General features: G+C 63.6%; 24 protein-coding genes and 1 pseudogene. 22 read left to right on the top strand and 3 right to left on the bottom strand.

Annotated elements, in window-relative coordinates:
* Window positions 1-28: 28 nt before the first annotated feature.
* Together AC1VNX_RS24275 and AC1VNX_RS24270 are read right to left on the bottom strand one after the other, a co-directional pair.
* On the bottom strand, window positions 29-397 hold the full coding sequence (locus AC1VNX_RS24275) for a cupin domain-containing protein (RefSeq protein WP_307636325.1): 369 nt from the start codon (window positions 395-397) through the stop codon (window positions 29-31).
* Window positions 398-435: 38 nt separating this feature from the next.
* Window positions 436-1,800, bottom strand: a complete 1,365-nt coding sequence (locus tag AC1VNX_RS24270; RefSeq protein WP_483160196.1) for an NAD(P)/FAD-dependent oxidoreductase — start codon at window positions 1,798-1,800, stop codon at window positions 436-438.
* Window positions 1,801-2,039: 239 nt separating this feature from the next.
* Here AC1VNX_RS24270 and AC1VNX_RS24265 point away from each other — a divergent pair, with 239 nt between their 5' ends.
* Together AC1VNX_RS24265 and AC1VNX_RS24260 are read left to right on the top strand one after the other, a co-directional pair.
* Window positions 2,040-2,864, top strand: coding sequence for a TorF family putative porin (locus tag AC1VNX_RS24265; RefSeq protein WP_483160195.1), 825 nt, complete (start codon window positions 2,040-2,042; stop codon window positions 2,862-2,864).
* Window positions 2,821-4,332 (top strand): APC family permease, encoded by a 1,512-nt coding sequence (locus AC1VNX_RS24260; RefSeq protein ID WP_483160194.1) that lies wholly within the window; start codon window positions 2,821-2,823, stop codon window positions 4,330-4,332. The genes AC1VNX_RS24265 and AC1VNX_RS24260 overlap by 44 nt, the downstream gene beginning before the upstream one ends.
* A 102-nt stretch (window positions 4,333-4,434) precedes the next feature.
* On the opposite strand, the gene AC1VNX_RS24255 is transcribed toward AC1VNX_RS24260, so the two are convergent.
* Window positions 4,435-5,409, bottom strand: a complete 975-nt coding sequence (locus AC1VNX_RS24255; protein ID WP_483160193.1) for a LysR family transcriptional regulator — start codon at window positions 5,407-5,409, stop codon at window positions 4,435-4,437.
* 341 nt (window positions 5,410-5,750) lie between these two features.
* Here AC1VNX_RS24255 and AC1VNX_RS24250 point away from each other — a divergent pair, with 341 nt between their 5' ends.
* The 20 genes and pseudogenes from AC1VNX_RS24250 (at window position 5,751) to AC1VNX_RS24155 (ending at window position 22,798) form a co-directional block, all read left to right on the top strand.
* Entirely contained in the window at window positions 5,751-6,446 is a 696-nt protein-coding gene (locus tag AC1VNX_RS24250; protein ID WP_483160192.1) for a VOC family protein, read from the top strand.
* Between the two features lie 37 nt (window positions 6,447-6,483).
* Window positions 6,484-6,915, top strand: a complete 432-nt coding sequence (locus AC1VNX_RS24245) for a RidA family protein (protein WP_483160191.1) — start codon at window positions 6,484-6,486, stop codon at window positions 6,913-6,915.
* A 2-nt stretch (window positions 6,916-6,917) separates the two neighbouring features.
* Entirely contained in the window at window positions 6,918-7,646 is a 729-nt protein-coding gene (locus tag AC1VNX_RS24240) for a fumarylacetoacetate hydrolase family protein (RefSeq protein ID WP_483160190.1), read from the top strand.
* The gene (locus AC1VNX_RS24235) at window positions 7,643-8,392 is read left to right on the top strand and encodes an RraA family protein (RefSeq protein WP_483160189.1); all 750 of its coding nucleotides are present in this window, start codon (window positions 7,643-7,645) and stop codon (window positions 8,390-8,392) included. Before AC1VNX_RS24240 ends, AC1VNX_RS24235 begins: the two co-directional genes overlap by 4 nt.
* Window positions 8,393-8,410: 18 nt before the next feature.
* Entirely contained in the window at window positions 8,411-8,845 is a 435-nt protein-coding gene (locus AC1VNX_RS24230; protein WP_483160188.1) for a cupin domain-containing protein, read from the top strand.
* Window positions 8,838-10,214, top strand: a pseudogene (locus AC1VNX_RS24225) (aldehyde dehydrogenase family protein); the annotation flags it as partial. The gene AC1VNX_RS24230 and the pseudogene AC1VNX_RS24225, both read left to right, overlap by 8 nt.
* 229 nt (window positions 10,215-10,443) lie before the next feature.
* The gene (locus AC1VNX_RS24220) at window positions 10,444-10,833 is read left to right on the top strand and encodes a nuclear transport factor 2 family protein (protein ID WP_483162009.1); all 390 of its coding nucleotides are present in this window, start codon (window positions 10,444-10,446) and stop codon (window positions 10,831-10,833) included.
* Window positions 10,834-10,880: 47 nt separating this feature from the next.
* Window positions 10,881-12,335 (top strand): 4-hydroxyphenylacetate 3-hydroxylase family protein, encoded by a 1,455-nt coding sequence (locus AC1VNX_RS24215; protein WP_483162008.1) that lies wholly within the window; start codon window positions 10,881-10,883, stop codon window positions 12,333-12,335.
* 8 nt (window positions 12,336-12,343) lie between these two features.
* Window positions 12,344-12,898: a flavin reductase family protein gene (locus tag AC1VNX_RS24210; RefSeq protein ID WP_483160187.1), complete on the top strand. Its 555-nt coding sequence runs from the start codon at window positions 12,344-12,346 to the stop codon at window positions 12,896-12,898.
* A gap of 21 nt (window positions 12,899-12,919) precedes the next feature.
* On the top strand, window positions 12,920-14,302 hold the full coding sequence (locus tag AC1VNX_RS24205; RefSeq protein ID WP_483160186.1) for a GMC oxidoreductase: 1,383 nt from the start codon (window positions 12,920-12,922) through the stop codon (window positions 14,300-14,302).
* An 18-nt stretch (window positions 14,303-14,320) separates the two neighbouring features.
* Entirely contained in the window at window positions 14,321-14,629 is a 309-nt protein-coding gene (locus AC1VNX_RS24200) for a DUF1330 domain-containing protein (RefSeq protein ID WP_483160185.1), read from the top strand.
* A gap of 65 nt (window positions 14,630-14,694) precedes the next feature.
* On the top strand, window positions 14,695-15,804 hold the full coding sequence (gene torT / locus AC1VNX_RS24195; protein WP_483160184.1) for a TMAO reductase system periplasmic protein TorT: 1,110 nt from the start codon (window positions 14,695-14,697) through the stop codon (window positions 15,802-15,804).
* Between the two features lie 67 nt (window positions 15,805-15,871).
* Window positions 15,872-16,453 carry a carboxymuconolactone decarboxylase family protein gene (locus AC1VNX_RS24190; protein WP_483160183.1) on the top strand — a complete coding sequence of 194 codons (582 nt, stop codon included), beginning with the start codon at window positions 15,872-15,874 and terminating at the stop codon, window positions 16,451-16,453.
* Window positions 16,454-16,485: 32 nt separating this feature from the next.
* On the top strand, window positions 16,486-17,073 hold the full coding sequence (locus AC1VNX_RS24185) for a carboxymuconolactone decarboxylase family protein (protein ID WP_483160182.1): 588 nt from the start codon (window positions 16,486-16,488) through the stop codon (window positions 17,071-17,073).
* A gap of 28 nt (window positions 17,074-17,101) precedes the next feature.
* On the top strand, window positions 17,102-18,691 hold the full coding sequence (locus AC1VNX_RS24180; RefSeq protein WP_483160181.1) for a sugar ABC transporter ATP-binding protein: 1,590 nt from the start codon (window positions 17,102-17,104) through the stop codon (window positions 18,689-18,691).
* Between the two features lie 8 nt (window positions 18,692-18,699).
* Window positions 18,700-19,713 (top strand): ABC transporter permease, encoded by a 1,014-nt coding sequence (locus tag AC1VNX_RS24175; RefSeq protein ID WP_483160180.1) that lies wholly within the window; start codon window positions 18,700-18,702, stop codon window positions 19,711-19,713.
* A 35-nt stretch (window positions 19,714-19,748) separates the two neighbouring features.
* A complete protein-coding gene (locus AC1VNX_RS24170; RefSeq protein ID WP_483160179.1) occupies window positions 19,749-20,123 on the top strand; it encodes a nuclear transport factor 2 family protein in 375 nt (124 codons plus the stop codon).
* A gap of 14 nt (window positions 20,124-20,137) precedes the next feature.
* Window positions 20,138-20,509 (top strand): hypothetical protein, encoded by a 372-nt coding sequence (locus AC1VNX_RS24165; RefSeq protein ID WP_483160178.1) that lies wholly within the window; start codon window positions 20,138-20,140, stop codon window positions 20,507-20,509.
* 179 nt (window positions 20,510-20,688) lie between these two features.
* Complete coding sequence (locus AC1VNX_RS24160) at window positions 20,689-21,801, top strand: porin (RefSeq protein ID WP_483160177.1); 1,113 nt, start codon at window positions 20,689-20,691, stop codon at window positions 21,799-21,801.
* Between the two features lie 52 nt (window positions 21,802-21,853).
* Complete coding sequence (locus AC1VNX_RS24155) at window positions 21,854-22,798, top strand: LysR family transcriptional regulator (RefSeq protein ID WP_483160176.1); 945 nt, start codon at window positions 21,854-21,856, stop codon at window positions 22,796-22,798.
* Window positions 22,799-22,812: the final 14 nt, after the last annotated feature.

Below are 22,812 nucleotides of genomic sequence, written 5' to 3'. Positions count from 1 at the left end.
CGGGAAGTCCAGGAACGCGCCATCAGCTTCAATCGACGACGGCGAAGAAGTGCTTGATAAACACACTGCCGCTCACTTCCCACAGCACCTCGGTGCCCTTGGTGACGAACCAACTGTCGCCCACGCCGTAGTGGGTGGCAGTACCGGTCTGCACATCGGTCAGCGTCACGTTGCCTTGAACAACTACTGCCTGTTCGTTGAACGGGTAGATCATGCGAAAGCTTCCGGGCGTCACGGCAAAGTACCCTGCCGAGATCGGGTCCGTGGGGCCGCCGAACGTGCTCAGGGCGTAGGCCGAGCATTCACCCGACAGGATCTCGGATCCCAATTGGGTTACGGGCCCGATGGCGTGCATGTCGTCGATGGAACGGGGCGGGGCAATGGAGATCAGGCTCATGGTGTCGGTCCTTGAAGTAGGGAGGGTCGAAAGTGGAATCAGCGCCGCCCGTTCGCAAAGCCGGATGCCTGGTGCCAGATCTTCCCGGCGCTGACGATCAATGGGCGAGCGTGGTCTTTGCCGATCACGGTAGAACGGCGGATGGAACTGATCAGGTCGTAGCGCGGTGAGCCCTCGGCCATGCCCTCCGCCAGGATCTTGCAGATGATGTGGCTGGGCGTCACACCGAAGCCGGTGTAGCCCTGCACGAAGTACACGTTGCCATGACCCGGCAGTGATCCGATCTGCGGAAACAGGTTGGGACTGCAGGCCATGGGGCCGCCCCAGGCCAGGTCGATCTTCACGTCCTGGAGGTACGGAAACACCTTGAGCATGAGCGCACGGTTCCACGCCTTGAGGTCGCTCGGAATGTGCTCGATGTAGGGCGTGGCCGAGCCGAACAGCAACCTGTTCTCGCGTGTGACGCGAAAGTAGTCGATGACCGGCCGGATGTCGCTGTAGGCGCCCCGTATAGGGCTGATGCGTTCAATCAGCGCGTCAGGCAGCGGTTCCGTCACGCACTGGAAGGCATAGGTGTTGATGGTCGAGCGATGCAACTCGGGCTCGAGCCCGTTGAGGAAGCTGTCGCAAGCCCAGAGCAGCTTGCGTGCGGTGACCGAACCTTTCGGGGTGCGCACCTTGACTGTCTCGCCATACGTCACCTCTACCGCGGGCGAAAATTCGAAGATGCGCGCGCCATGTCCGGCCAGTGCTTGTGCCTCGCCCAACAGCAGGTTCAGTGAGTGGACGTGGCCACCTCCCATATGGAGCAGGGCGCTGCGATAGACCTCCGAGCCTATGATCTCGCGGACCTCGGAACCTTCCAGATAGCGAATCTCGTGCGGCGGGTTGAGGGACTTGAACTCGCGCTCCCACTGACGCAGCGTGGCGGCCTGACGTTCGTTGTAGCCTAGGTAGCCGTAGCCGCGGCAGAGGTCGGCTTGGATGCCGTAGCGGTCCACGCGGGCCTGAATGATCTCCGCGCCCAGATCGCTGATCTCGAAGATCGCACGCAATCCTTCCTCGCCCACATCCTTGCGGATCTTGCTCAGGTCGTGTCCGATGCCGGCCATGATCTGGCCGCCATTGCGGCCGGTACCCCCGAATCCGAGGTACTTGGCTTCCAGCACAGCAACGTTCCGGATGCCTTTTTCGGCAAGCTCCAACGCGGTGTTGATGCCACTGAAGCCCGCGCCTATGACCACGACATCAACGTCGATGTCCTGTTCAAGGCTAGGAAAGCCGAGTTCGTACTTCTTCGTCGCGGTGTAGTAGGTCGCAGCTTCCACGTGAATCATTTGAACGTCATGCACGCAACCGTGCACCTCCGATGTCGTCAGGGTCAGTCCAGGCAGCGCAGACATGAATCACCTGTGCTGCACCAAGGTGGCCGCAGTATCCGGGGCACTTGCATCCCGGCGTTATCGAGATTCGGCACAGTTGACGGCAAGCGCGGGCCCGACGCCGGACTCGCATCCAGATGTGCCGAATCTCGATAACGCGTTTTCCGGGGCCGTTCAGATACTGCGAACCTTCCAAGTAACCGGCACGGCCAGCATCCCAAGTGGACCGCCGTTGTGCCTCACCACCCCGGAGAGCTCTCATGAAAGCCACGATTACAGCCATGACTGCACTTGCTGCCTTGAGCACGTCTGCCCTGGCCGCAGAGGAAGCCGTACCTGCACCGCCGTTTCGTATCTCGGGCTCCGCGACCTTGGTCTCGGACTACCTGTTCAAGGGCATGACGCAGACCTGGAGCAAGCCCGCCGCACAAGGCAGCATCGACCTGACCACGGACATGGGCTTCAGCGCCAGCATCTGGGCATCCAACGTGAGCTCAAAGGTCTACGCCGGAGCCAGCACCGAGATCGATCTTTCAGTGGGCTACAAGAAATCTCTGAGCGACGACTGGACCGTCGGCACTGGCCTGCTGTGGGTCTACTACCCCAGCGGCAACTACAACAAGGTGCGATATACCAGTCTGCCCTCCCAGCGCTATGACTTCGCAGAGGCCAATCTGTTCGTCTCGTACAAGTGGCTCAGTCTCAAGTACTCACGCACGCTCACGGATTTGCTCGGATTCAACGAGAAGACCGGCTACACGGGCGGCACACGGGGTTCCAGCTACATCGACCTGAGCGCCGATATTCCGATTTCCGACAACTACGTTCTGAATCTGCACGCCGGTCATCAGAACGTGACCGCCAGGCTCGTCGCGCCCACCGCCAACGGATCGCGCAACCCGAACTTCCAGGACTACCGCATCGGCGTGACCCGCAACTTCCCCGAGGGGCTATCGGTATCGCTGGGCATGGCGTGGAACAGCAACACGGCGTTCTTCAACGGCACGCCGTCGAATCGTGACTCGTCCGATACCAAGGACGTTGGAAAGCATCGTGTCTTCGTGTCGGCCACAAAGATGTTCTGACGCACGCCGATTTCACCAGGAAGAACATCGCATGACTCAAACACAACTCAAGAAAGACACCCTGGGCCTGTGGTCCATCGTGTTCTTCGTAGTGGCAGCCGCGTCGCCGATCACGGGCGTGATCGGCGCCATGCCCATCGCCTTCATGTACGGCAACGGCGCAGGCCTGCCCGGCGTCTATGTTCTTGCGGGCCTGCTGCTGTGGATCTTCTCGTTCGGCTTCGTCGCCATGAGCCGCCATGTGGTCAACGCAGGCGCTTTCTATTCGTATGTGGCGGTTGGCCTGGGCCCCCGGCTGGGCATGGCGGGGCTCAATGTCGCCCTGCTGACCTACACCGCCATCCAGATCTCGGTGATCGCCATGTTCGGCTTCTTCTTGCAGATGTTCCTCGCCGAAAACTTCGGTTTGAGCGTTCCCTGGTGGGCCTGCGGCATCGCGATGCAGTTCCTCGTGCTGCTGCTGGGGATCCTGAAGGTGGAGCTCGGCGGCATGGTGCTCGGCCTGCTGATGCTGGCGGAGGTGGGCATCATCCTCGCCGTCGATGCGGGCGTTCTGATGCATCACGCAAGCGCCGGCAATGCATGGGCGTGGAGTTCCTTCGAGCCCTCGGTTGCGTTGAGCGGGGCGGTCGGCATTGCCATGGTGTTTGCCATCAGTTCCTTCATCGGCTTCGAGGCCACGGCGATCTACTCGGAAGAGTGTCGCGATCCCAAGCGAACGATTCCGCGGGCCACCTTCGTTTCGGTAACGCTGATCACATTGTTCTTCGGCCTCACCAGTTGGTGTTTCGTGCAGTTCCACGGCGCGGACGGTGTGGCGGCCGCGGCGGCCAAGGACCCCGGCAACTTCGTGTTCAACATCGCCTCCCAGGCCCTGGGGCCCAAGGCCTTGCTGCTGATGTCGGTGCTGCTGATCACCAGCCTTTTTGCCGCTGCCCAAGCGTTTCACAACACGATGTCGCGGTACATGTTCGCGATCAGCCGGGATGGCTTTCTCATGAAGTCGTTTTCCAAGGTGCACCCGACCTACCGCACCCCCTACGTGGCCAGCATCGCGCAGGCCTTCGGGATGGTGTGCATTGTCGCCATCGTGGCGCTGCTGCGGCAAGACCCGATGGCCGTGGTCTTCTCCTGGTGCTCGGCGCTGGCCACCATGGGCATCCTGCTGCTGCAAGCCACCGTGTCGGTGGCGGTGGCGGCCTTCTTCAAACGCAATCCTCGCGCGGATGCTTCGGTCTGGAGCCGGCTGATCGCCCCGGCCATCGCCGCAGTGGGCATGTGCGCGGCGCTGGCCATGGTGGTCAAGAACCTCAACGTCCTGAGCGGATCCGAGTCGTCCGCCATCTACGCGCTGCCCTGGGTTCTGGCGGCCGCAGCGGCATGGGGCTGGCTGTACGCGATCCGCCTGGCCCGGACGCAGCCGTCCCGCTTCGCCCGCCTTCAGGGCGTCTTCGACCACACGGCATGAGGCTGCAGTGACGCACCCATGCGTCCATACGGTTCAGGCATCTCGCCATCCAAGACGGATGGCTATCGAGGCCTGCCTGGAACAGGAAGCGATGCACTCGGGTCATTGGTCTTCCGCAGCCCGACCTCGGAATTGCTGCGAGGTGATTTCTGCCGCGCTCTCACGAAGACATTCCATCAATTGTTCAAACACGGCACCGAGGGCTTTCTCGCGTATCCAAAGCACGCCAACCGGGCGCATCAACTTGGAAAGCCGAAGCGGCAGTTTGGCAAGAACATCTTCGGCTGCCAAGCGGGTGGCGGAGCTGTCCGGCATTGACGCAATGGCGTCAGTGATCCGTACATAGGTTGCCGTCACATTCAGCGAGAGCGTCTCAATGTGATCAGTGGGAGTTTCCAGTCCGTAGGCGTGAAATGCGGCGATCAGGGGCTGCCGAAGCAACGAGTCCGTCGGCGGCAATACCCATGGAAAGGGAGCGACATCAGCCCAGGTCACCACACGCTGGAGGGCCAAAGGATGACCCGTCCGACACACCAGCACGGTGTCGTCGTCAAACAGTGCCAGTTGCTCGACATCGGGCCTGATGCTGCGGCTTGGTGGCAGCGTGCCTACGATCACATCCAGGTTTCCAAGGCTCAACTCGTTGATGAGCATGTCCATGGTGCCCTCACGAACGAAAACGGTGGCCGCTGGCGTCTTCGACTTCATGCGCGCCAGCGCATTGGGCAACAGCCACGACGCCGAAGCGGGTAGTGCGCCGATGCGCAATCGACGAGACACCCCGCTCGTGATGGACCGAAGCTCATCACCAGCCTCTTCCAAATCGTGGAGCATCCGTCGAGCGTGCCGAATCAGTGCCTGACCGAATTCCGTGGGACGCAGGCCTCTGCCCGTGCGTTCAAAAACTTTGGCACCCAGCCCCTCCTGTAGTTCGGAGAGAGCCTTTGACAGCGCGGGCGCCGTCACATTGAGCAACGACGCGACCTTCCCCAAATGACGGTAGTCATCGATGGCGACAAGAAGTTGCAAGTGCCGAAACTTCAGGTTCGCACGGACAAACCAGTCGAGGCGGGCCATGAAGACGATATGAGTATTTGGTTAACTCATATTCTAATAATGTCACTGGATAGGCAAGTTTGTTCTGAACATACTGCTGTCACACAACGCCACTAACGCATATCGTGACATCAGCTAACGACATCCTCTATGCCCGATACCAACTCAAGGATCTTGGCTCTGCCGAGTCCTTCATGTCGGACTTTGGTCTGGCGACGGTATCGCGTAGCGAACAGCGCCTTCGCATGCGCGGCGTCCAGCCTTCCCCATTCTTGTACGAGGCTACGGCGGGCAGTCGGGATCGGTTCCTGGGTTTGGGCTTCTCCGTAAGCTCCAGATCTGCGTTGGACCGTCTGGCAGACATGCCGGATTCCTCTGCGATTCAAGAATGCGACGGTGGTTCGGGGCTGTTCGTGCGCATGCAGATGTTGGACGGATTCGAGATCGACGCCGTCTGGGGCACCGAGATGCCCGACGCCTTCGGCGTGCGCGCCCCAAACCCCTTCAACGCCGGCCAGCTGAAGCGTCGCTTCAACGCAAGCGTGCGTCAACGGGCCGAACCCGCTCCGGTGCTTCGGCTGGGCCATGTCGTTCTGCACGTCAGTGACCACGCGGCATCCGTGACTTGGTTGCGCGATCGCCTGGGCCTTGTTCCCTCCGACTACTTTGGTCCGCCGCCGGGAAAAATCGATGAGGCCTACGGCACGTTCCTGCGCGTCGATCGCGGGGCCGAACTGGTCGACCATCACTGCATGCTCGTATTGCAAGCAGAGGCGGTGGGCGTGCACCACATCTCCTTCGAAATGCAGGACCTGGATCACGTGATGGCAGCGCATGACTTCCTCGTGGCGCGAAAGCACAAGCTCGACTGCGGCGTCGGCCGGCATCTGCTGGGCAGCCAGATCTATGACTACTGGAAGGATCCCGCAGGCTTTCGGGTTGAGCACTACACCGACGGAGACGTCGTGAACCAGATGCATCAGCCCAGCGTGTTCTGCGGCACCGCCGACGAGACGACGCAGTGGGGCATGGCCCCTTCCAAAGAATTTTTCGGCTGATATCAGTCGTCGGCCTCCCACTTCCTTTGAGCAGAACATGACAATTGAAAGAATCATCAGCGAAGCGATTACCGAGCCGGCACCCGGCATGTGGTCAAACGCACTACGGGTGGGTGACGCGCTGTACCTCTCCGGCCTGACCGCGCGCAACAGCGCCGGCCAGGTGGTCGGCAACAGCGAGTACGAGCAGGCAAAGCTCATTTTCGAGCGCATCGGCCACCTTCTTGTTGCTGCCGGTGCCCATCCCAACGATGTGGTGCGCTTGAACCTTTTCCTGACGCGCATCGACCAGCGCGAGCAGGTCTGGAAAGCGCGCCGCGAGTTCTTCGACGCCGCAGATGATTCGCGTTGCTTCCCCGCGGCCACCCTGGTTGAGGTCAGCTCGCTCCAGCCTGGCGTACTGGTGGAGATCGAGGCGACGGCCCACGTCGGCCATGGTGGAAGACCTGCTGAGATCGCAGGAGCATGACCATGGGCGCGATACGTTACACACATCTGCCCTCGGTGACCACCGTACCCGTCGTGGGCCAGACTGAGCGCTACCCGGTGCGCCGCGTCTACTGCGTGGGCCGCAACTATGCCGACCACGCCATCGAGATGGGGGTCGACCCGCGCGACGATCCGCCGTTCTTTTTCTGCAAGCCGGCCGACACTGTGTTTGCGCCCGAGGACAAGGATGAAGTGCTGGTGGTTCCGTATCCGCCGCGCACGGAAAACCTGCACCATGAAGTGGAACTGGTGGTGGCCATTGGCGACGGCGGCCGCGACATCGAGGTGGGCCGAGCGCATGAACATATCTTTGGCTACGCCGTGGGAATCGACATGACGCGGCGCGATCTGCAACTCGCAATGCGCAAGACCGGCAAACCCTGGGAGATCGGCAAGACCTTTGAGCGCTGCGCACCGATGAGCGCAATCTGTCCCCTCTACCTGTGCGGCCGCATCGAGAGCGGTGAGATCGAACTCCGCGTCCAAGGACAGCCGCGTCAGAAGAGCAATCTGTCCAAGCTCATCTGGTCGGTGTCGGAAATCATCGCCGACCTGTCGAATCTGTACACCCTGCGCGCAGGTGACCTGATCTTCACCGGAACGCCCGAAGGTGTTGGCCCGGTAGTTCCTGGCGACACCATGGAAGCCAGTATCGGCACCCTGGCGACTCTGCGGGTCCGGGTGTCCGAAGCCGAAGGGGCGGCCGCATGAATCACCCCAACCGCGTGCCATTGAGCGAGGCGACCCGCGCCTTGCTGCTGCAGACCAGCACCTCCACGATCGCCAACGCACTGCTCTCGCGCCATGGCCTGCGCAACGTGTTCCTTCTCGGTCTCCGTCGCGTCACGCCCGGCAGCGACCGCATGGTGGGCGAGGCCTACACGCTGCGCTTCATCCCGGCACGCGAAGACATCGACACCATGCTGAACTACCAGCGTGACGACAACCCGCACCGCCGCGCGATCGAGGAGTGCCCCAGCGGCGCGGTGCTGGTCATCGACTCAGGCGGCAGTGTGCGCGCTTCGTCGGCGGGCGACATCATGGTCGCGCGCCTGTTGCAGCGCGGCGTGAAAGGCATCGTCACCGACGGCGGTTTCCGCGACACGCCTTCGATCGCACGCATCGGCCTGCCGGCCTTCCAGCGCGAGAACGCGCCACCGGCGACGCCGATCGCACTGCATCCGCTGAGCCTCAACGAGCCCGTGGGTTGCGCGGGCGTGGCGGTGTATCCCGGCGACATCGTCGTGGGCGATGACGAGGGCGTGGTCGTCATTCCATCGCACCTGGCCGCCGACGTGGCCAAAGCCGCGCACGCACAGATGCTCTATGAGCAGTTCGTGGAAACACAGATTCCGCGCAACCGCCCGATCTTTGGTCTGTTCCCCGGCACTGAAAAGAGCCAGGCAGATTTCGAGCGCTGGGTGGCCGCGGGCCGACCCGACGACTTCGCGCTCTGATCCAACCCGAGAGACACCATGAACACCTCTTCACTGCCCGCCACGCTGGAAGTTCTGTTGCAGACCACCGAACTGGACCCTGCGGCCTGGCTGGACTTTCCCGAGTACGGTTTCCGCCAGTACTTTCTCTGGAAGCATCCGGAAACTGGCGCCAGCATCGCCTTGCTCGAGTACGAAAAGGGCGGCCGCATCCCGGTCAAGCACACGCATGCATCCAACCAGTTCATGTATTGCCTGGAAGGCGACTACGAGTACACGGACACCGGCTTGCGCCTGAAGCCGGGTTCGTTCTACATGAACCCCAAGGACCATCCGCACGGGCCCACCCTGGCCCATGCGCGCAGCGTGCTGATCGAGATCTACGACGGCCCGCATTACTACGAGAAGCCGGTTTTCCACACTGAAGAAACCATCGGCGAGTTCCTGTCCACGGAAGGCACAAAAAATGTTTGAGATCGAAACTGTCTTGAAAGCTCTGGGCCTGGGGCCCTTGAACGCGGGTGCCTGTGCGGGCAGCCAGAACGGCTGGACACCCGTCGACGGGCAGAAGACCTTTACCGCGGTCAACCCTGCCACCGGAGAGGCCAACGCCCAAGTGAGCGCGTCCACCCTCGCGGACTACGAGCGCATCGCCGGGGTCGCCGTGGCGGCGCAGCAGCGCTGGCGCATGGTGCCCGCGCCGGTGCGTGGAGAGTTGGTGCTGCGCATCGGCGAACTCGTCAAGCAGCACCACAAGCTGCTGGGCCAGATCGTGTCCATCGACACCGGAAAATCGGTCATGGAGGGCATGAGCGAGATCAAGGAAGTGATCGACATGGCAACGCTCGCGGCCGGCCAGTCACGCATGCTCTACGGGTTCACCCAGCAGTCGCAGCGTGCGAAGCACCGCATGTACGACCAGTGGCTGCCGCTGGGCGTGGTCGGCCTGATCAGTGCCTACAACTTTCCCGCTGCGGTCTGGGCGCAGAACGGTTTCCTTTCGGCCATCGCGGGCAACACGGTGATCTGGAAGCCCAGCCCCAAGGTGCCTCTGACGGCCATCGCACTGCAGCACCTGAGCAACCAGGCGATGGCCGAACTCGGCCACGAAGGCGTGTTCTCGCTTTTCATGCCCGAAGACAATGCGCTCGCCGAGCAGCTTCTGACCGACCCGCGCATCGCCCTGGTGTCCTTCACCGGCTCGAGCAACGTGGGCCGCAAGGTGGCGCATTTCGTGGGCCAGCAGCTGGGGCGTCGCTACATGCTCGAATGTTCTGGCAACAACGGCTGCATCGTCGATGAAACAGCGGACCTCAAGCTTGCCGCACGCAGCATCACCTTCGGCGTAGTGGGAACGACCGGCCAACGCTGCACCAGCACGCGCCGCGTGATCGTGCAGAAAGGCGTCGCCCAGCGACTCATCGAGTTGCTGGCGGCTTCCTTCGCACAGATCAAGGTTGGCGACCCGCGTGAGAAAGACGCTGTGGTCGGCCCGCTGATCGACAAGGCCGCGGTGGGCCATTTCGAAGAAGCCGTGGCCCAGGCCGTGGCCTTGGGCGGCAAGCTGGTGTTCGGGGGCAAGCGCATGGACAGGCCCGGTTACTACGTCGAGCCCACGATCATCAGTGGCGTGAAAAACGAGTGGCCTTGCGTGCAGCACGAGACCTTCGCGCCCATCGTGTACATCGTCGAGTACGACCAGCTCGACGAAGCCATCGCGATGCACAACGGTGTGGTGCAAGGCCTGGCCTCGGGCATCCACAGCCAGGATATTTCGAACATCGAACTTTTCCTGTCCGCCGCCGGCAGCGACTGCGGGATCGCCAAGGTGAACATGGGCACCACCGGGGCCGACGTGGGCGCGGCTTTTGGGGGGAGAAAGAAACGGGCGGCGGGCGCACGGCTGGATCGAGCGCGTGGCAAGGCTATATGCGCCGCCAAAGTGTCTGCATCAACTGGAGCCGCGAGTCTCCCTGGGATCAGCGGATTCAGCTCGATTGAGCTGAACGCACCCTACCGTCGATTTCCTTCAATTTTTCAGGCCCCGTCAACACCGGGGTCGAGGCGAAGCCATGTCTCTTGCTTTGATTCAACAGTTCTACGGTCTGGCCGGCAGCGGCCGCTTCGACGAAGCCCTGGGCTTGTTCGCAGAGGACGCACGCGTGCAGTTCAACGGGCCGCGCGAGATTCCGCTCTCCGGCGTGTACGAGGGCCATGCCGGCATCCAGCGCTTCTTCGGCATCGTGGCCGCGAACGTGCAGGTGGAGCTGTTCGAGGCCCTCGAGTTCATCGACGGCGGCGCCACCGTGGCCGTGGTCGGTCACGAGCGCTCTTCTGTCAAGTCCACGGGCAAGCGCTTCGACGTGCCGTGGGTGCAGGTTTGGCGCGTGCGCGATGGGCGCATCGCCGAACTCGTCGATTTCTTCGACACCGGTTCGATGACGCACGCCTTCCAGAACTGATTTCACCCCGAACCCCATCCCACCCACATCCGATTGGAGACTTCGACATGACAAGCAGAACCGGCGCCGACTACATCAACAGCTTGCGCGACGGCCGCGCCGTCTACATCAACGGCGGGCTCGTGGACAACCACGTGGATCACCCGGCGTTCCACAACGCCATCCGCACGGTGGCCGGCCTCTACGACCTGCAAGCCGCCAATCCCGGAACCCTGGGCTATCGTTCGCCGGGCAATGGCCGCCAGGTGAGCTTTGCCTGGGAGATACCGACCACGCCCGAGCTGCTCAAGAAGCGGGCCGAAGGCCACCTGGCCATCGCGCGCCACACCGGCGGCTGGCTCGGCCGCTCACCCGACCACGTACCCTCGGCCCTGGTCGGAATGATGGCGGGTATCGAGGTGCTCGAAGAGTACGACGCCGAGCGCGCCGCCGCGCTCAAGGGCTACTACGAATGGGCTCGCGACAACGACGTCGCGATGACCTACACCATCGTGAATCCGCAGGGCGACCGTTCCAAGGACGTGGGCGCGCAGGGCAATAAATACCATTCGCTGTGCGTGATCGATGAAGACGCGCAAGGCATCACGGTGCGCGGTGCCAAGATGCTGGGCACTTCGGCGACGCTGGCGCAGGAGTGTTTCGTGGGCGTGCAGAACCCGCTCAAGCCCGAGGACCAGGACTACGCGCTTTCTTTCGCCATTCCCATGGGCGCCAAGGGCGTGCGCACCCTTTCGCGCCGCTCGTACGAGCAGGCCGCGAGTTCGGCCTTCGACTACCCGCTGGCCACGCGCTTTGACGAGAACGACGCCCTGGTGTATTTCGACGACGTGAAGGTGCCGTGGGACCGCGTGTTCATCTACAAGCGCCCAGAGCTGGTGAATGCGCTGTTTCACAAGACGCCCGCCGAGGCGATGATGAACCTGCAAAGCCAGGCCCGCCTCACTGTCAAACTGCAGTTCCTGCTGGGCGTAGCGCGCCGCGTCACCGAGACTACCGGCGTCATCAACTTTCCGCCGATCCAGGACACGCTGGGCAAGCTGGCTGCGCAGGCAATGGCAGTGGAGGGCGCTTTCCGCTCGCTCGCCGGCGACCCAGTGGTGCGCAACGGCGTCTACGTGCCGCGCGCTTCGCGCGTCTATTCCGCCACTTCGATCGGCCAGGAGCTTTACCCCAGCTTCGTGCAAGAGATTCGTGGCCTGGTGGGCGGCGGCGTAATCATGCTGCCCTCCTCGGTGGAGGACTTCGCCAACCCCGAAATGGCGGGAATGATCGAGGCCACCCAGCGCTCGGGCGCCACCTCGCCCGTGGGCCGCGTGAAGCTCATGAAGCTGGCCTGGGACGCGCTGGGCTCCGAGTTCGCCTCGCGGCACACACAGTACGAGATGTTCTATTCGGGTCCGCCCTTTGTGCAGCACATGCGCTGCTTCGGCAACTACGACTGGAACGCCTCGACCGCGATGGTGGACGGCATTCTCGACAGTGTTGCCCTGCCCAAGGCCTGAGTCGCGCCATGAACACACAAGTGACATGGATGCCGCGCGGCGAGGATGCCGCACCGGTGTCTTCCTACCTCAACGCCGAGCAGGCCCTGCAGGCCTTCCGCACCGGCATGCGGGCACTGGCTGGCGCCGTCACCCTGGTCACCACGCGCCTGGCCGATGAGCGCTTCGGCCTCACGGCCACCGCGGTGTGCTCGATGTCGGCCAGCCCGCCGCGCATCCTGGCCTGCGTGAACGTGCAGGGCCGCAGCTACCGCGCCATTGCCGAAAGCCGCTGTATGGCGATCAACGTGCTGGGCACGCGCCACGAGAGCTTGGCGAAGCGATTCGCAAGCCCAGAGGCCGATCCCTTCGGCGAAGGCGAGTGGACCCGCGCCGCGACCGGCGCCCCCCTGCTCACCGATGCGCTGGTGGCCTTCGACTGCGAAGTGGCCGAGATGTTCGTCACCCGTACTCACGCGGTGGTGATCGGCGAGATCCGCCACATCGCGAACGGTGAGGACCGTGATGCGTTGCTCTACGTGGACGGCCGCTTCGCCTCGGTCGCGCTCATGCCCGCCCACTGATTCGAATTCTGAGGAAAAAAAATGCAAGTGGATGTTGTTGTGATCGGTTCCGGCGCCGGTGGCGCCGCTGTGGCGGGTGAACTGGCCCGCGCAGGTCGTGAAGTGCTGGTGCTGGAGGCTGGGCCGGTGCGCTTCGGCACGCCGGGCCTGCACGCCCGCAACCTGGACACTTCGGAGGCGGCGCTGCACGAGTTCGGCCGCCGAATCCTGCAGGAGTGGGTGTTGCCCGCGAATGCGAGCGCGCCCATCGAAGGCCTGCCGGGTTTGGCTGTCTCGCATGGGGTGGGCGGCATGCTCGGCATCTGGTGTTCCAACTGCCCGCGTCCCGACCGCAGTGAACTGCCCGACTGGATGCCCGCCTCCGTGTGGGACACCTACCTGGGCCGCGCGGAAAGCGTCATGCACATTCACCGCGACATCGCCGAGGGTGGTGTGCGTGCCGCGCGCATCCAGGCGGCGACAGCGCGAGCCGTCGGTCCGCTCGAGGCCGGTCGCGAGGTGCAGCCCATGCCGATCGCAGTTCGCCGAGTGAATGGCGGCCTGAAGTACAGCGGAAGCGACGACCTACTGGCCGTGAGCGAGGGGCAGACCCCGCCGCGCGTGCTGGCCGACCACATCGTGCGCCGCATCGAACACCGCGACGGGCGCGCGAGCGCCGTCATCGCCGTGCCGCGGCAGGGTGGGGCGGAGCTGCGCATCGAAGCGGGTACCGTGGTGATCGCGGCCGGCACCCTGGCCTCGGCCCAGATCATCCAGGCTTCGGGCCTGGACGCAGGCCCTGCGCTCGGCCGCTATCTGCTCGACCACCCGATCGTGTCCACGCGGGTGCTGCTCAAGGCCGAGATTCTGATGGACGTGCCAGCGGGCGATCCGCTGTTCTCGGTTTGGGTGCCGCACTCGGCCAGCCATCCCTGGCAGAACGAAGTCTTCCGTTTCCCGCAGACCCCGCCCGCGGGCACCCGCGACGAAGACGGCGCCGATGTGACCACCTTCGTCTCCATGGACTTGAACCCCGACAACCGCCTGGCTTTCGACGCGGGCGCCACCGACAACTTCGGCCTGCCGCGCGTCAAGGTCACGCTGACGCACAGCGAGGCCGACCACCGCCGCATTGCCGATGCCACGGCCGAGAACTACCTGATCAGTGCGGCCGTGGCCGACCTGAGCCATGGCTGGAGCCCGGTCATGTACAAGCCCGGCGGCTCGGCTCACCTGATGGGCTCCTGCCGCATGGGTCCCAAGGACGACGGCGAGAGCGTGGTCAACCAAAGCGGCCGGCTCTGGCGCAGCGACAACGTCTACGTTGCGGGCAATGCGGTGCTGGGCACGCCCAGCGGCGCCAACCCGACTTTCACAACCGTGGCCGCCGCCCTCATGACGGCCGACGCCATCCTGGGCCGTTGAGCCCAGAGGAATCACACCATGACCGCCTACTTCGTCGCCTTCGGCACCGTCAAGAACGCTGAACTGCTTGCGCACTACATCGAGGCGTCCTCGCCCATCGTCGAGGCCTTCGGTGGCCGCTTCATGGGCGCCAGCGACGACACGCATGTGCTGCTTGGCGAACACCCGCATGGACGCACCGCATTGTTCGAATTCCCGGACATCGCGGCCTGCAAGGCCTGGTACTCAAGCGAGGCCTATCGAGGCGTCTGGGCCGTGCGCCAGCAGGCCGCCGATTTCGTGTTCCTGGTGTTCGAGCCCGGGCGCGCGTCGACCCCTGTTCCCTGAGATTCCCGTTCCCGCACGCCAGCCTGTTCCCCCTTGTTCCTTCCCTGTTCGTTGAGGACCTGACCATGACCCACGCAACCACTTTCACACGCCGCGCCACGCGCTTGGCAGCTTTCGCCTGCCTGGCCTTCTCGGCTCTGACCAGCGTCTCCGCGCAAACTGCGGGTGATCCCTGGCAGTTCCCGGTGATGGTGATGGACCCGCCGCGCAAGACCGGCATCGAGCCCTTCGACGGCAAGCGGCAAACCTATACCGCGCTCAGCCGAAAGGACGTGAGCAAGAAATGGAACATCTGCGCGCTGTTTCCGCACACCACCAATGACATCGTGCGCGCCTATCTCTACGGCACGGTGGAAGAGGTGAAACGCCTGGGCGCGAAACTCACCATCCTCGACGCCGGTGGCTATGGCAAGGTGGACAAGCAACTCGCGCAGTTCGACGACTGCATGACCCTGGGCGCCGACGCCATCCTGCTGTTCGCCGTGTCCAGCAACGGCCTGAACCCCAAGATCAGCGAAGCACGAGCGAAGGGCGTGAAGGTGATCGACCTCAACGTGGGCGTGGGCGCACAGGCCGATGCTCGCGTCGTGGTCACTTACCAGAGCGTGGGGCAGTTGCTGGGCCGCACCCTGGCGCAAAAGCACCCCAACGGCTCGGGCAAGGTCTCGGTCGTGCTGATGCCCGGTCCGGCCGGCATCCCTTGGGCCGAGGACACCGTGATCGGCTTCAAGAAGGCCCTGAGTGAATCCGATGTCGTGCTCGAGAAGGTCATCTATGGGCAGTCCGGCCGTCTTGACCAGCAGCCGCTGGTAGAGGATGCCCTGGTCACCTACCCACAACTCAAGTACCTGGTGGGCATGGGAACTTCGGTGGAGGCGGCGCTGAACACGCTGCGTGAGCGCGGCAAGCAAGGGCAGGTGGGCCTGTATGCGAGCTTCGTCACGAATGACCTCATGTCCCCGCTGCGAAACGGCGACGTGCTCGGTGCGGTGGTCGAAAACTCCGTAGTGATCAACCGCCTCGCCGTGGACATGGCCGTGCGCTCGCTCGAGAACAAGCTGACCGTCAGGGACGCAGTGCCGGACGTGACGCTGGTGACGAAAGAGAACGCCGGGACGATCGGCGGGAACAACTTCGCCCCGCAAAACTGGAAATCGCAAATGAAAGTGGATTGATTCCACATCGGCGGCGCCGCGAGTGCGTGCGCCGCCCCGACTCCTTATTGATTCAAGGAACCCTAGCATGCCCCGCATCGACCCCCTCCCGCGCAGCGCCTTGCCCCAGTACGAAGACATCTTCAACGGCATGGTCGACTCCATCGGCTACGTGCCCAACAGTTTCCTCACCATGGCTCGCGATCCGTTGCTGATCAAGGCCGCAGGTGCGCTCAGCGATGCCGCCTGGTACCCCAAGACGGTGAGCGAACCGGTGCGCCGGCTGGTCACCTTCGCCTTCAGCCAGTTCTCTGGCGTGGGCTACAGCGCGGCTCACTGCGCCTGCGGCGCGCCTGAGCTAGGCCTGTCGATGGAAAAGATCCTCGCGATTCACGACTACGAGGCATCGCCCGTGTATGACGAGGCCGAGCGCGCCATCCTGCGCCTGTGCCGCCATGCGGCGCGCATCCCGTCCGAGGTGACGGACGCCGACGTGAATGCGCTCAAGCAGCACTTCGACACGCCGCAGCTGATGTTCATCGTGACACTCATCTGCTACATGGCCTTCCTCAACAAGTGGAATGACATCGTCGGCAGCAAGCTGGAGCCCGTGCCCGACGCCTGGGCCCGTGAGCACCTGCAGCCCGTGGGCTGGCGCCCGGCGGACTGAAGTCCGCAGAAGCCGCTGGAGTTGTTGCTGCCATGGCCCGCCTTGCCCCTTTGAACCGCGTCGACCTGCCTGAGTTGGCCGAGGTGCTTGACCAGATCGAGCAGGACCACGGCTATGTGCCCAACAGCTTTCTCACGCTGGCGCGCGACCCGGCGCTGTTGAATGCCCAACACGCGCTCGCCCGGGCGCTCTGGTATGGCCAGCGCATCGCCCCCGAGGTGCGCCAGCTCGTGGCCTTCGGCTTCAGCCTCTACAACGGCGCCATGTACAGCGCCGCGCACACCGCGGCGCCGGGGGCGGATACGCCCCTGCCACTGGCTGCGCTGCGCGAGGTGCACCACGCCGAGACCTCGCCGGTCTACAGCGAGCAGCAACGCGCGCTGCTGCGTCTGTGCCGCGCGGCGGCGCGCTGCCCGAGCGAAGTGAAGGACGGCCACCTGGCAGCCCTGCGCACGTGGTTCGACGATGAGCAACTGGTGCACATCGTCGGCCTGATCGCCTGGCATGCCTTCCTCAATACCTGGAACGGCATCTGGGACACGCGGCTGGAAGACAAGCCACGCGCCTTTGCCCAAGCGTGCCTGGCCGGCTGCGGCTGGCACGGCCAAGCCCATCAATGACCAAGGTTCCCCACAAGAAGGCACCCACATGGACGCGACCTACATCACTTTCGACAACTTGCGACGCCCCGCCGCGCAGCAGGCTCTGCAAGCCGTGCCGGGCGAACCGCTGCTGCGCGCCCGGAGCATTTGCAAGCGCTACGGTAATGTGCACGCGCTGTCCGACATGGGCTTCGAACTCCAGGAGGGGGAGGTGCACGTGCTCTTCGGCGAGAACGGGGCCGGCAAATCCACGCTGATCAGCACCATCGCAGGCGCCGTGCAGCCCGACAGCGGCGAGCTCTACATGCATGGCCATCCGGTACGGCTGCGCAACGTGCACGAGGCGCGGAAACTCGGCATCGCCGCGATGTTCCAGGAGTTCAGTCTTGCGCCCCACCTGAGCGTGGAAGAGAACGTCATGCTCGGAGCCGAGCCGCGCAGAAACGGCTTCATCGACGGCAAGGCCCGCCGCGAACGCGTGGCCGGCGTGCTGAAGCGCTGCGGCTTTTCGCTGGACCCCCAGGCCATGGTGGCCACGCTGTCCCGCGCCCAGCAGCAAATGGTGGAAATGGCCAAGGCCTTGCTCACCCAGCCCAAGGTGCTGATCCTCGATGAGCCCACAGCTTCCTTGTCGGAGAAAGAAACCTTGGCGCTGTTCGATCTGGTGCGCAAGCTGCGCGAGCAGGGCGTGGGCATCATCTACATCACCCACCGCATCAAGGAAATCGAGACCATCGGCGACACGGTGACAGTGTTGCGCGACGGAAAGTACATCGCGACCGTGCCGGTGCGCGAGGTCAACCACCAGCGTCTGGTGGAGCTTATGACTGGCCGCACCTTCCAGGACCTGTACCCGCGCATCGAACACCGCGCAGGTGAGCCGCTGCTGCGCATCGACGGCCTGAGTGTGCGCCGCGTTGGCCTCGAAGGCGCGAGCATCGAGGTGCGCGCAGGCGAGGTGGTGGGCCTGGCAGGCCTGGTGGGCTGCGGCAAGTCGGAGATCGGCCGCGCCGCGTTCGGTCTCGAGGAGATCGCCGAGGGCACGGTACGCGTGAAGGATCAGACCATCGCCAGACCAACGCCGGCCGGGATGCTGGCCGCGGGCCTGAGCTACATCACCTCCGACCGCCGCAACGAGGGGCTGATGATGCTGCGCTCTACGCAGGAGAACATCACGCTCTCGGCCCTGGGCTCGGCGGCGCTGTCGCGCCTGGGCCTGGTGCGCCGTGCGCGCGAACGGTCCATGGCCCAGCAACTGGGCACGCGGCTGCGTGTGCATCCCCTGGACCAGGACAAGGCCGTGGGCAAGTACTCGGGCGGCAACCAGCAGAAGGTGCTGATCTCCAAGTCGCTCGCTCGGCCCGCGAACGTCTTCATCTTCGATGAGCCCACCGTAGGCATTGACGTCTCGGCCCGGGGCGAGGTCTACGCCTTCATCAAGGAACTGGTAGATGCGGGCAATGCCGTGCTCGTGATCAGCTCCGACCTCCCCGAGGTGCTCAACCTCAGCCACCGCCTTTACGTGGTGCGCGACGGCCGCATCGTCGACCACATGGTGGGCGACGAGGTCGAAGAGTCGCGCGCCCTGCTGGGCTTCTTCGGTGACCCCATCCTTTCGTATCAAGACCACCCATGAGCAACACTATGAGCACCCCACTGAGCTCTCTCTCCAGCACGCCGGCGGCCGCCTTCTCGGCCAAGTCGTGGTTCGTCAAGTTGGGCATCCTGCCCTTCCTGCTGGCCGCATCCATTCTCTACTTCGCGGGCAGCGAACCGCGTTTCCTCTCGGGCGACAACCTGTTCAACGTTGCGCGCCAGTCGACCTTTCTGATCATCGTCGCCATGGGCCAGATGATCGTGATCGTCACGGCGGGCCTGGACCTGTCGGCCGGCTCCATCATCGGCTTCTCGGGCGTGGTGGCGGCGCTTGCGCTCAACCAAGTGCTCGGGACCTCGCCCGAAGCCATTTGGCTGTCCATTGCCGCGGCCGTGGGCGCTGGCCTGTGCGCGGGCCTGCTGGTGGGAGCCATCAACGGGTTCGGGGTGTCGGTGCTGGGCGTGCCGCCTTTCATGATGACACTGGGCACCATGACCAGCCTGATAGGCGTGACCCTGAGCCTGACCAACGGGCTGCCGGTGACCGGCGTGCCCGACGAGTTCATGCGTCTGCTGGGCTACGGCCGCGTGCTGGGCATGACGCCGCCCATCCTCATCACCATCGGGCTCTTCGTGCTGGTCTTCGTGCTGCTCAACCGCACTACGACCGGGCGCTACTTCTACGCCGTCGGCTCCAACGCCCGCGCGGCCCAACTCTCCGGCATCTCCACGCGCAAGCACGTGTTCCTGGCCTACCTTTTCGCGGGCCTGCTCGCGGCCGTGGCCGGCGTGCTCTTCGTGGCCCGCACCGGCTCGGCCGAGGCCATGAACGGCCAGCCCTACACGCTGCAGGCGATCGCGGCCTGTGTGATCGGCGGGGTCTCGCTCTTCGGTGGCATGGGCCGCGTGCGCGACGTGTTGCTGGGTGCGCTGTTCATCACGATTCTCACCAACGGCATGAACCTCGTGCGCGTGGAGTCGTACGTACAGCAGATCGTGCTTGGCGCGGTGCTCATCGTCTCGCTGGTGGCCGATCAACTTCGCCTCAAGTGGCTGACCTGATTACAGGGTACCCCATGAACCCGAGCAATCCACCCATGCGCGATCCCAAGGTCGTTGTGATGGATTTCCTGCACACCGTCTTCAATCGCCATGAAGTGGACGAGGGCTTGGCTCGGTGCGTGGGTCCCACCTACCGCCAACACAACCCCGGCGTGCCCGACGGTGTCGAGGGCTTTCGTCGGCATTTCAAGCAGGCCTTCCTGGACCGACCCCAGGGGTCGCTGGAGGTCAAGCGCATGTTCTGCGAGGGCACCTTCGTGACCGTACATCTGCAGTGGTTCGAATACCCGGGCGACCGAGGCAGCGCGGTGATGGACATCTTCCGCTTGGAGAACGGCCGCATCGTTGAGCACTGGGATGTGATGCAGCCGATTCCGCAAGACCCCGCTAACAACAACACCATGTTCTGAAACAGGAGCCCCTCATGACCGCAGAGAACCTCAACCTCATTGGCCGCGTCTTCGTGGCAGCGTACTTCATCTGGGCGACGTGGTTCAACTACAAGGCATGGAACCACCATGTGGCGGAGTTCAACCGCATCGGTATCTCGCAGGGGGCGGCCGCGCTCACCGTTGGATTGGTGGTGCAATTGGCCGGAAGCGCGCTGCTTCTTTGGCCCGGGCACGTCGTGCTCGGCGGCGTGCTGTTGATCGGCTTCACCGCAGGAGCCGATCTGCTCTTCCACCGCTTCTGGACCTATTCGGATCCTCACGAACAGGTGATCCACAAGTTCTTCCTCTTCGAACACGTGGCCCTGATCGGGGGCATCCTGGGCCTGATCGCCCCGCATCTCTGATCGGCTTGACCGATTGCGCCGACCGACGGCCGGCCTGAGAAGGTTGGCCATTGCCAGCGTACCTGCACGCCCGACAACCTTCATCTCCTGTTCCCCAACCGCTTGACGAGGCCTCTTCCGAGGAGCCTTGCCGGGCCTGCTTTTGCCTGTCCTTTTGAAACCCAACTTACGGAGACTTCATGAAAACACACATCATCGCTTCATCGTCCGTGGCCGCCCTCCTGGCGACAAGCGGCGCCGTGCACGCGCAGTCCAACGTCAGCATCAGCGGGTTCCTGGACCTTGCAGTCTCCAGCAAGAGTGGTCAGAGCACTAAGCTGGGGTCGCTGGGCCGCAACAACATCGCTTTCGCGGGCGAAGAGGATCTGGGCGGGGGCCTGAAAGCAACCTTCCGCTTGAGCACGCGCTTTGAGATGGACACCGGCCAGCTGGAGACTGCACCAGTGGGCCAGCGCCAGTTCTGGCAGGACGAATCCACCGTGGGGCTCAAAGGCAGCTTCGGCTCTGTGCGCTTGGGTCGAGCGCTCGCGCCGCTCAACAACAACAACTGGCTCTACGATCCCTGGTATGCGTTCGACCGTGTGGCCTCGCCCATGTTCCGCATGACCGGACCCGACTTTCTGATCTCCCCGGGAAATGTCGCATCGCCCACCGGTGCAGACCTGGACTACACCCGGCTGTCCAACGCCGTGTTCTACGAATCGCCCGTGTTCTCTGGCTTCCAATTCGTGCTGAACGGTTCGATCGAGAAGGGCGTGGGTGATTTGCAGAAGGGACGTGCTGTTGCGCTCAAGTACAACCAAGGCGATTTCGGCGCCATCGTGGACTTCGAGCAGAACAGCCAGCGCGACAAACTGGTGTTCGTTGCGGCTTCGTACAAATTGGGTGATCTGGGCATCATGGGCTCGTACAACCACACTAAGCTCAACCCGAACGGAAGCGTCTATGGCGCGGGCTGGACCAACTGGGCTGCCGCGAGCGACCCGACCACCAAACGCTCCAGCCTCACGCTGGGCGCCACTTATCCGGTCGGCCCGGGGACCGTGCGGGTGGGTTTCGGCCGCGATTTCCAAGGTGCCACCAACAACTTCAACTACATCGGAAGCAGTTTCATCAAGGCGGGCACGAACTATTCGGGAGCGACCAACTTCTACAGCCTGGGCTACAGCTACCCGCTGTCCAAGCGCACTACCGTGAACGCGTCCGTCGCGCGCGAGAGATGGAAGTTCGTCGACGACGACGGCCGCACCAGAGCGACGGGCATAGCGCTCGGCATGACACATGCGTTCTGATGGGCATTCGGGCACATCTGCGTATTGAATCCTGAGGCCTGAGGAAAAGCACATGGCAAGACTGGACTGGTATGTACGCGCCAACCTCAAGCTGCGTCACCTGCAGTTGCTGGTTGCCCTCGACGACTATCGCCACCTCGGGAAGGTGGCCTCGCTGATGCACGTGACCCAGCCGGCGCTGTCCAAGACCTTGGCTGAGCTGCAGGGCGGTCTGGACGCCAAGCTTTTCGAGCGCACGGGCCGCGGCTTGCGGCCCACCGAAGTCGGCTTGGTGCTCATTCGGCATGCACGAAAGATGCTGCAGGACCTCTCGGAGGCCGGCGATGAGCTGCATTCCGTGGCCACGGGTATCTCGCGCCGCATCCGAATCGGGACCTTGCCGGCGTCCGCGAGCTGGCTGCTGCCCGAAGCCCTGGTCCGCCTGAAGCAGCGGGAACCGAACGCCGCTGTGTTTGTGCGCGAGGCCACCATGGACCTTCTGAGCAATGAGATGCGCCTGGGCAATCTGGATGCCATCGTCGGTACATTGCCGGCCCGGCGAGGAAGCCAGCCGGAGTTCGAAGAGCACCCGCTTTTCGAAGACGATACCGTGCTGGTGGCACGCTGTGACCACCCCTTGGCCAAACTGAGCGCCATTTCATGGCTTGACGTTGCTCCCTATCCTTGGGTGCTGCCGCCTACGGATTCCCTGTTGCGCCAGCCGCTGCTCGTGGCCTTCAACGCACACGGGATCGATCCTCCGCAAAACTACATCGAAACCTTGTCGTTGAACATCTCGCTGCACTATGTGCGCTCGACGGATTCCCTTGCCGCTATGCCTGGCAGTGCAGCGGCGCGATTCGCCAACGCGGGGCTGATAGCTAGGTTGCCGTTGAGGCTTACACGTCTGATGCGCTCCGTTGGGGTCATGTGGCCAAAGGGACCGGCCTCGAATCCTGCGTTGGCGTCGCTGCTGAAATGTCTGGAGGAAGTAGCGGCCGACGTCGAGCGCTTGTGAGCGCGGACTTGGCA

It is taken from the genome of Variovorax sp. TLI9-5A (assembly GCF_056867935.1).
Note: the sequence above shows the minus strand (reverse complement) of the source record. Positions and strands in the feature narration are given on the sequence as shown.

Coding starts and splice junctions, on each gene's coding strand:
- AC1VNX_RS24235 (WP_483160189.1), top strand. CDS start 7,643: ATGAATCACCCCAACCGCGTGCCATTGAGCGAGGCGACCCGCGCCTTG.
- AC1VNX_RS24165 (WP_483160178.1), top strand. CDS start 20,138: ATGACCGCAGAGAACCTCAACCTCATTGGCCGCGTCTTCGTGGCAGCG.
- AC1VNX_RS24245 (WP_483160191.1), top strand. CDS start 6,484: ATGACAATTGAAAGAATCATCAGCGAAGCGATTACCGAGCCGGCACCC.
- AC1VNX_RS24250 (WP_483160192.1), top strand. CDS start 5,751: ATGCCGGATTCCTCTGCGATTCAAGAATGCGACGGTGGTTCGGGGCTG.
- AC1VNX_RS24205 (WP_483160186.1), top strand. CDS start 12,920: ATGCAAGTGGATGTTGTTGTGATCGGTTCCGGCGCCGGTGGCGCCGCT.
- AC1VNX_RS24265 (WP_483160195.1), top strand. CDS start 2,040: ATGAAAGCCACGATTACAGCCATGACTGCACTTGCTGCCTTGAGCACG.
- AC1VNX_RS24170 (WP_483160179.1), top strand. CDS start 19,749: ATGCGCGATCCCAAGGTCGTTGTGATGGATTTCCTGCACACCGTCTTC.
- AC1VNX_RS24210 (WP_483160187.1), top strand. CDS start 12,344: ATGAACACACAAGTGACATGGATGCCGCGCGGCGAGGATGCCGCACCG.
- AC1VNX_RS24180 (WP_483160181.1), top strand. CDS start 17,102: ATGGACGCGACCTACATCACTTTCGACAACTTGCGACGCCCCGCCGCG.
- AC1VNX_RS24160 (WP_483160177.1), top strand. CDS start 20,689: ATGAAAACACACATCATCGCTTCATCGTCCGTGGCCGCCCTCCTGGCG.
- AC1VNX_RS24230 (WP_483160188.1), top strand. CDS start 8,411: ATGAACACCTCTTCACTGCCCGCCACGCTGGAAGTTCTGTTGCAGACC.
- AC1VNX_RS24175 (WP_483160180.1), top strand. CDS start 18,700: ATGAGCACCCCACTGAGCTCTCTCTCCAGCACGCCGGCGGCCGCCTTC.
- AC1VNX_RS24155 (WP_483160176.1), top strand. CDS start 21,854: ATGGCAAGACTGGACTGGTATGTACGCGCCAACCTCAAGCTGCGTCAC.
- AC1VNX_RS24240 (WP_483160190.1), top strand. CDS start 6,918: ATGGGCGCGATACGTTACACACATCTGCCCTCGGTGACCACCGTACCC.
- AC1VNX_RS24270 (WP_483160196.1), bottom strand. CDS start 1,800: ATGTCTGCGCTGCCTGGACTGACCCTGACGACATCGGAGGTGCACGGT.
- AC1VNX_RS24185 (WP_483160182.1), top strand. CDS start 16,486: ATGGCCCGCCTTGCCCCTTTGAACCGCGTCGACCTGCCTGAGTTGGCC.
- AC1VNX_RS24200 (WP_483160185.1), top strand. CDS start 14,321: ATGACCGCCTACTTCGTCGCCTTCGGCACCGTCAAGAACGCTGAACTG.
- AC1VNX_RS24190 (WP_483160183.1), top strand. CDS start 15,872: ATGCCCCGCATCGACCCCCTCCCGCGCAGCGCCTTGCCCCAGTACGAA.
- AC1VNX_RS24275 (WP_307636325.1), bottom strand. CDS start 397: ATGAGCCTGATCTCCATTGCCCCGCCCCGTTCCATCGACGACATGCAC.
- AC1VNX_RS24215 (WP_483162008.1), top strand. CDS start 10,881: ATGACAAGCAGAACCGGCGCCGACTACATCAACAGCTTGCGCGACGGC.
- AC1VNX_RS24255 (WP_483160193.1), bottom strand. CDS start 5,409: ATGGCCCGCCTCGACTGGTTTGTCCGTGCGAACCTGAAGTTTCGGCAC.
- AC1VNX_RS24220 (WP_483162009.1), top strand. CDS start 10,444: ATGTCTCTTGCTTTGATTCAACAGTTCTACGGTCTGGCCGGCAGCGGC.
- torT (WP_483160184.1), top strand. CDS start 14,695: ATGACCCACGCAACCACTTTCACACGCCGCGCCACGCGCTTGGCAGCT.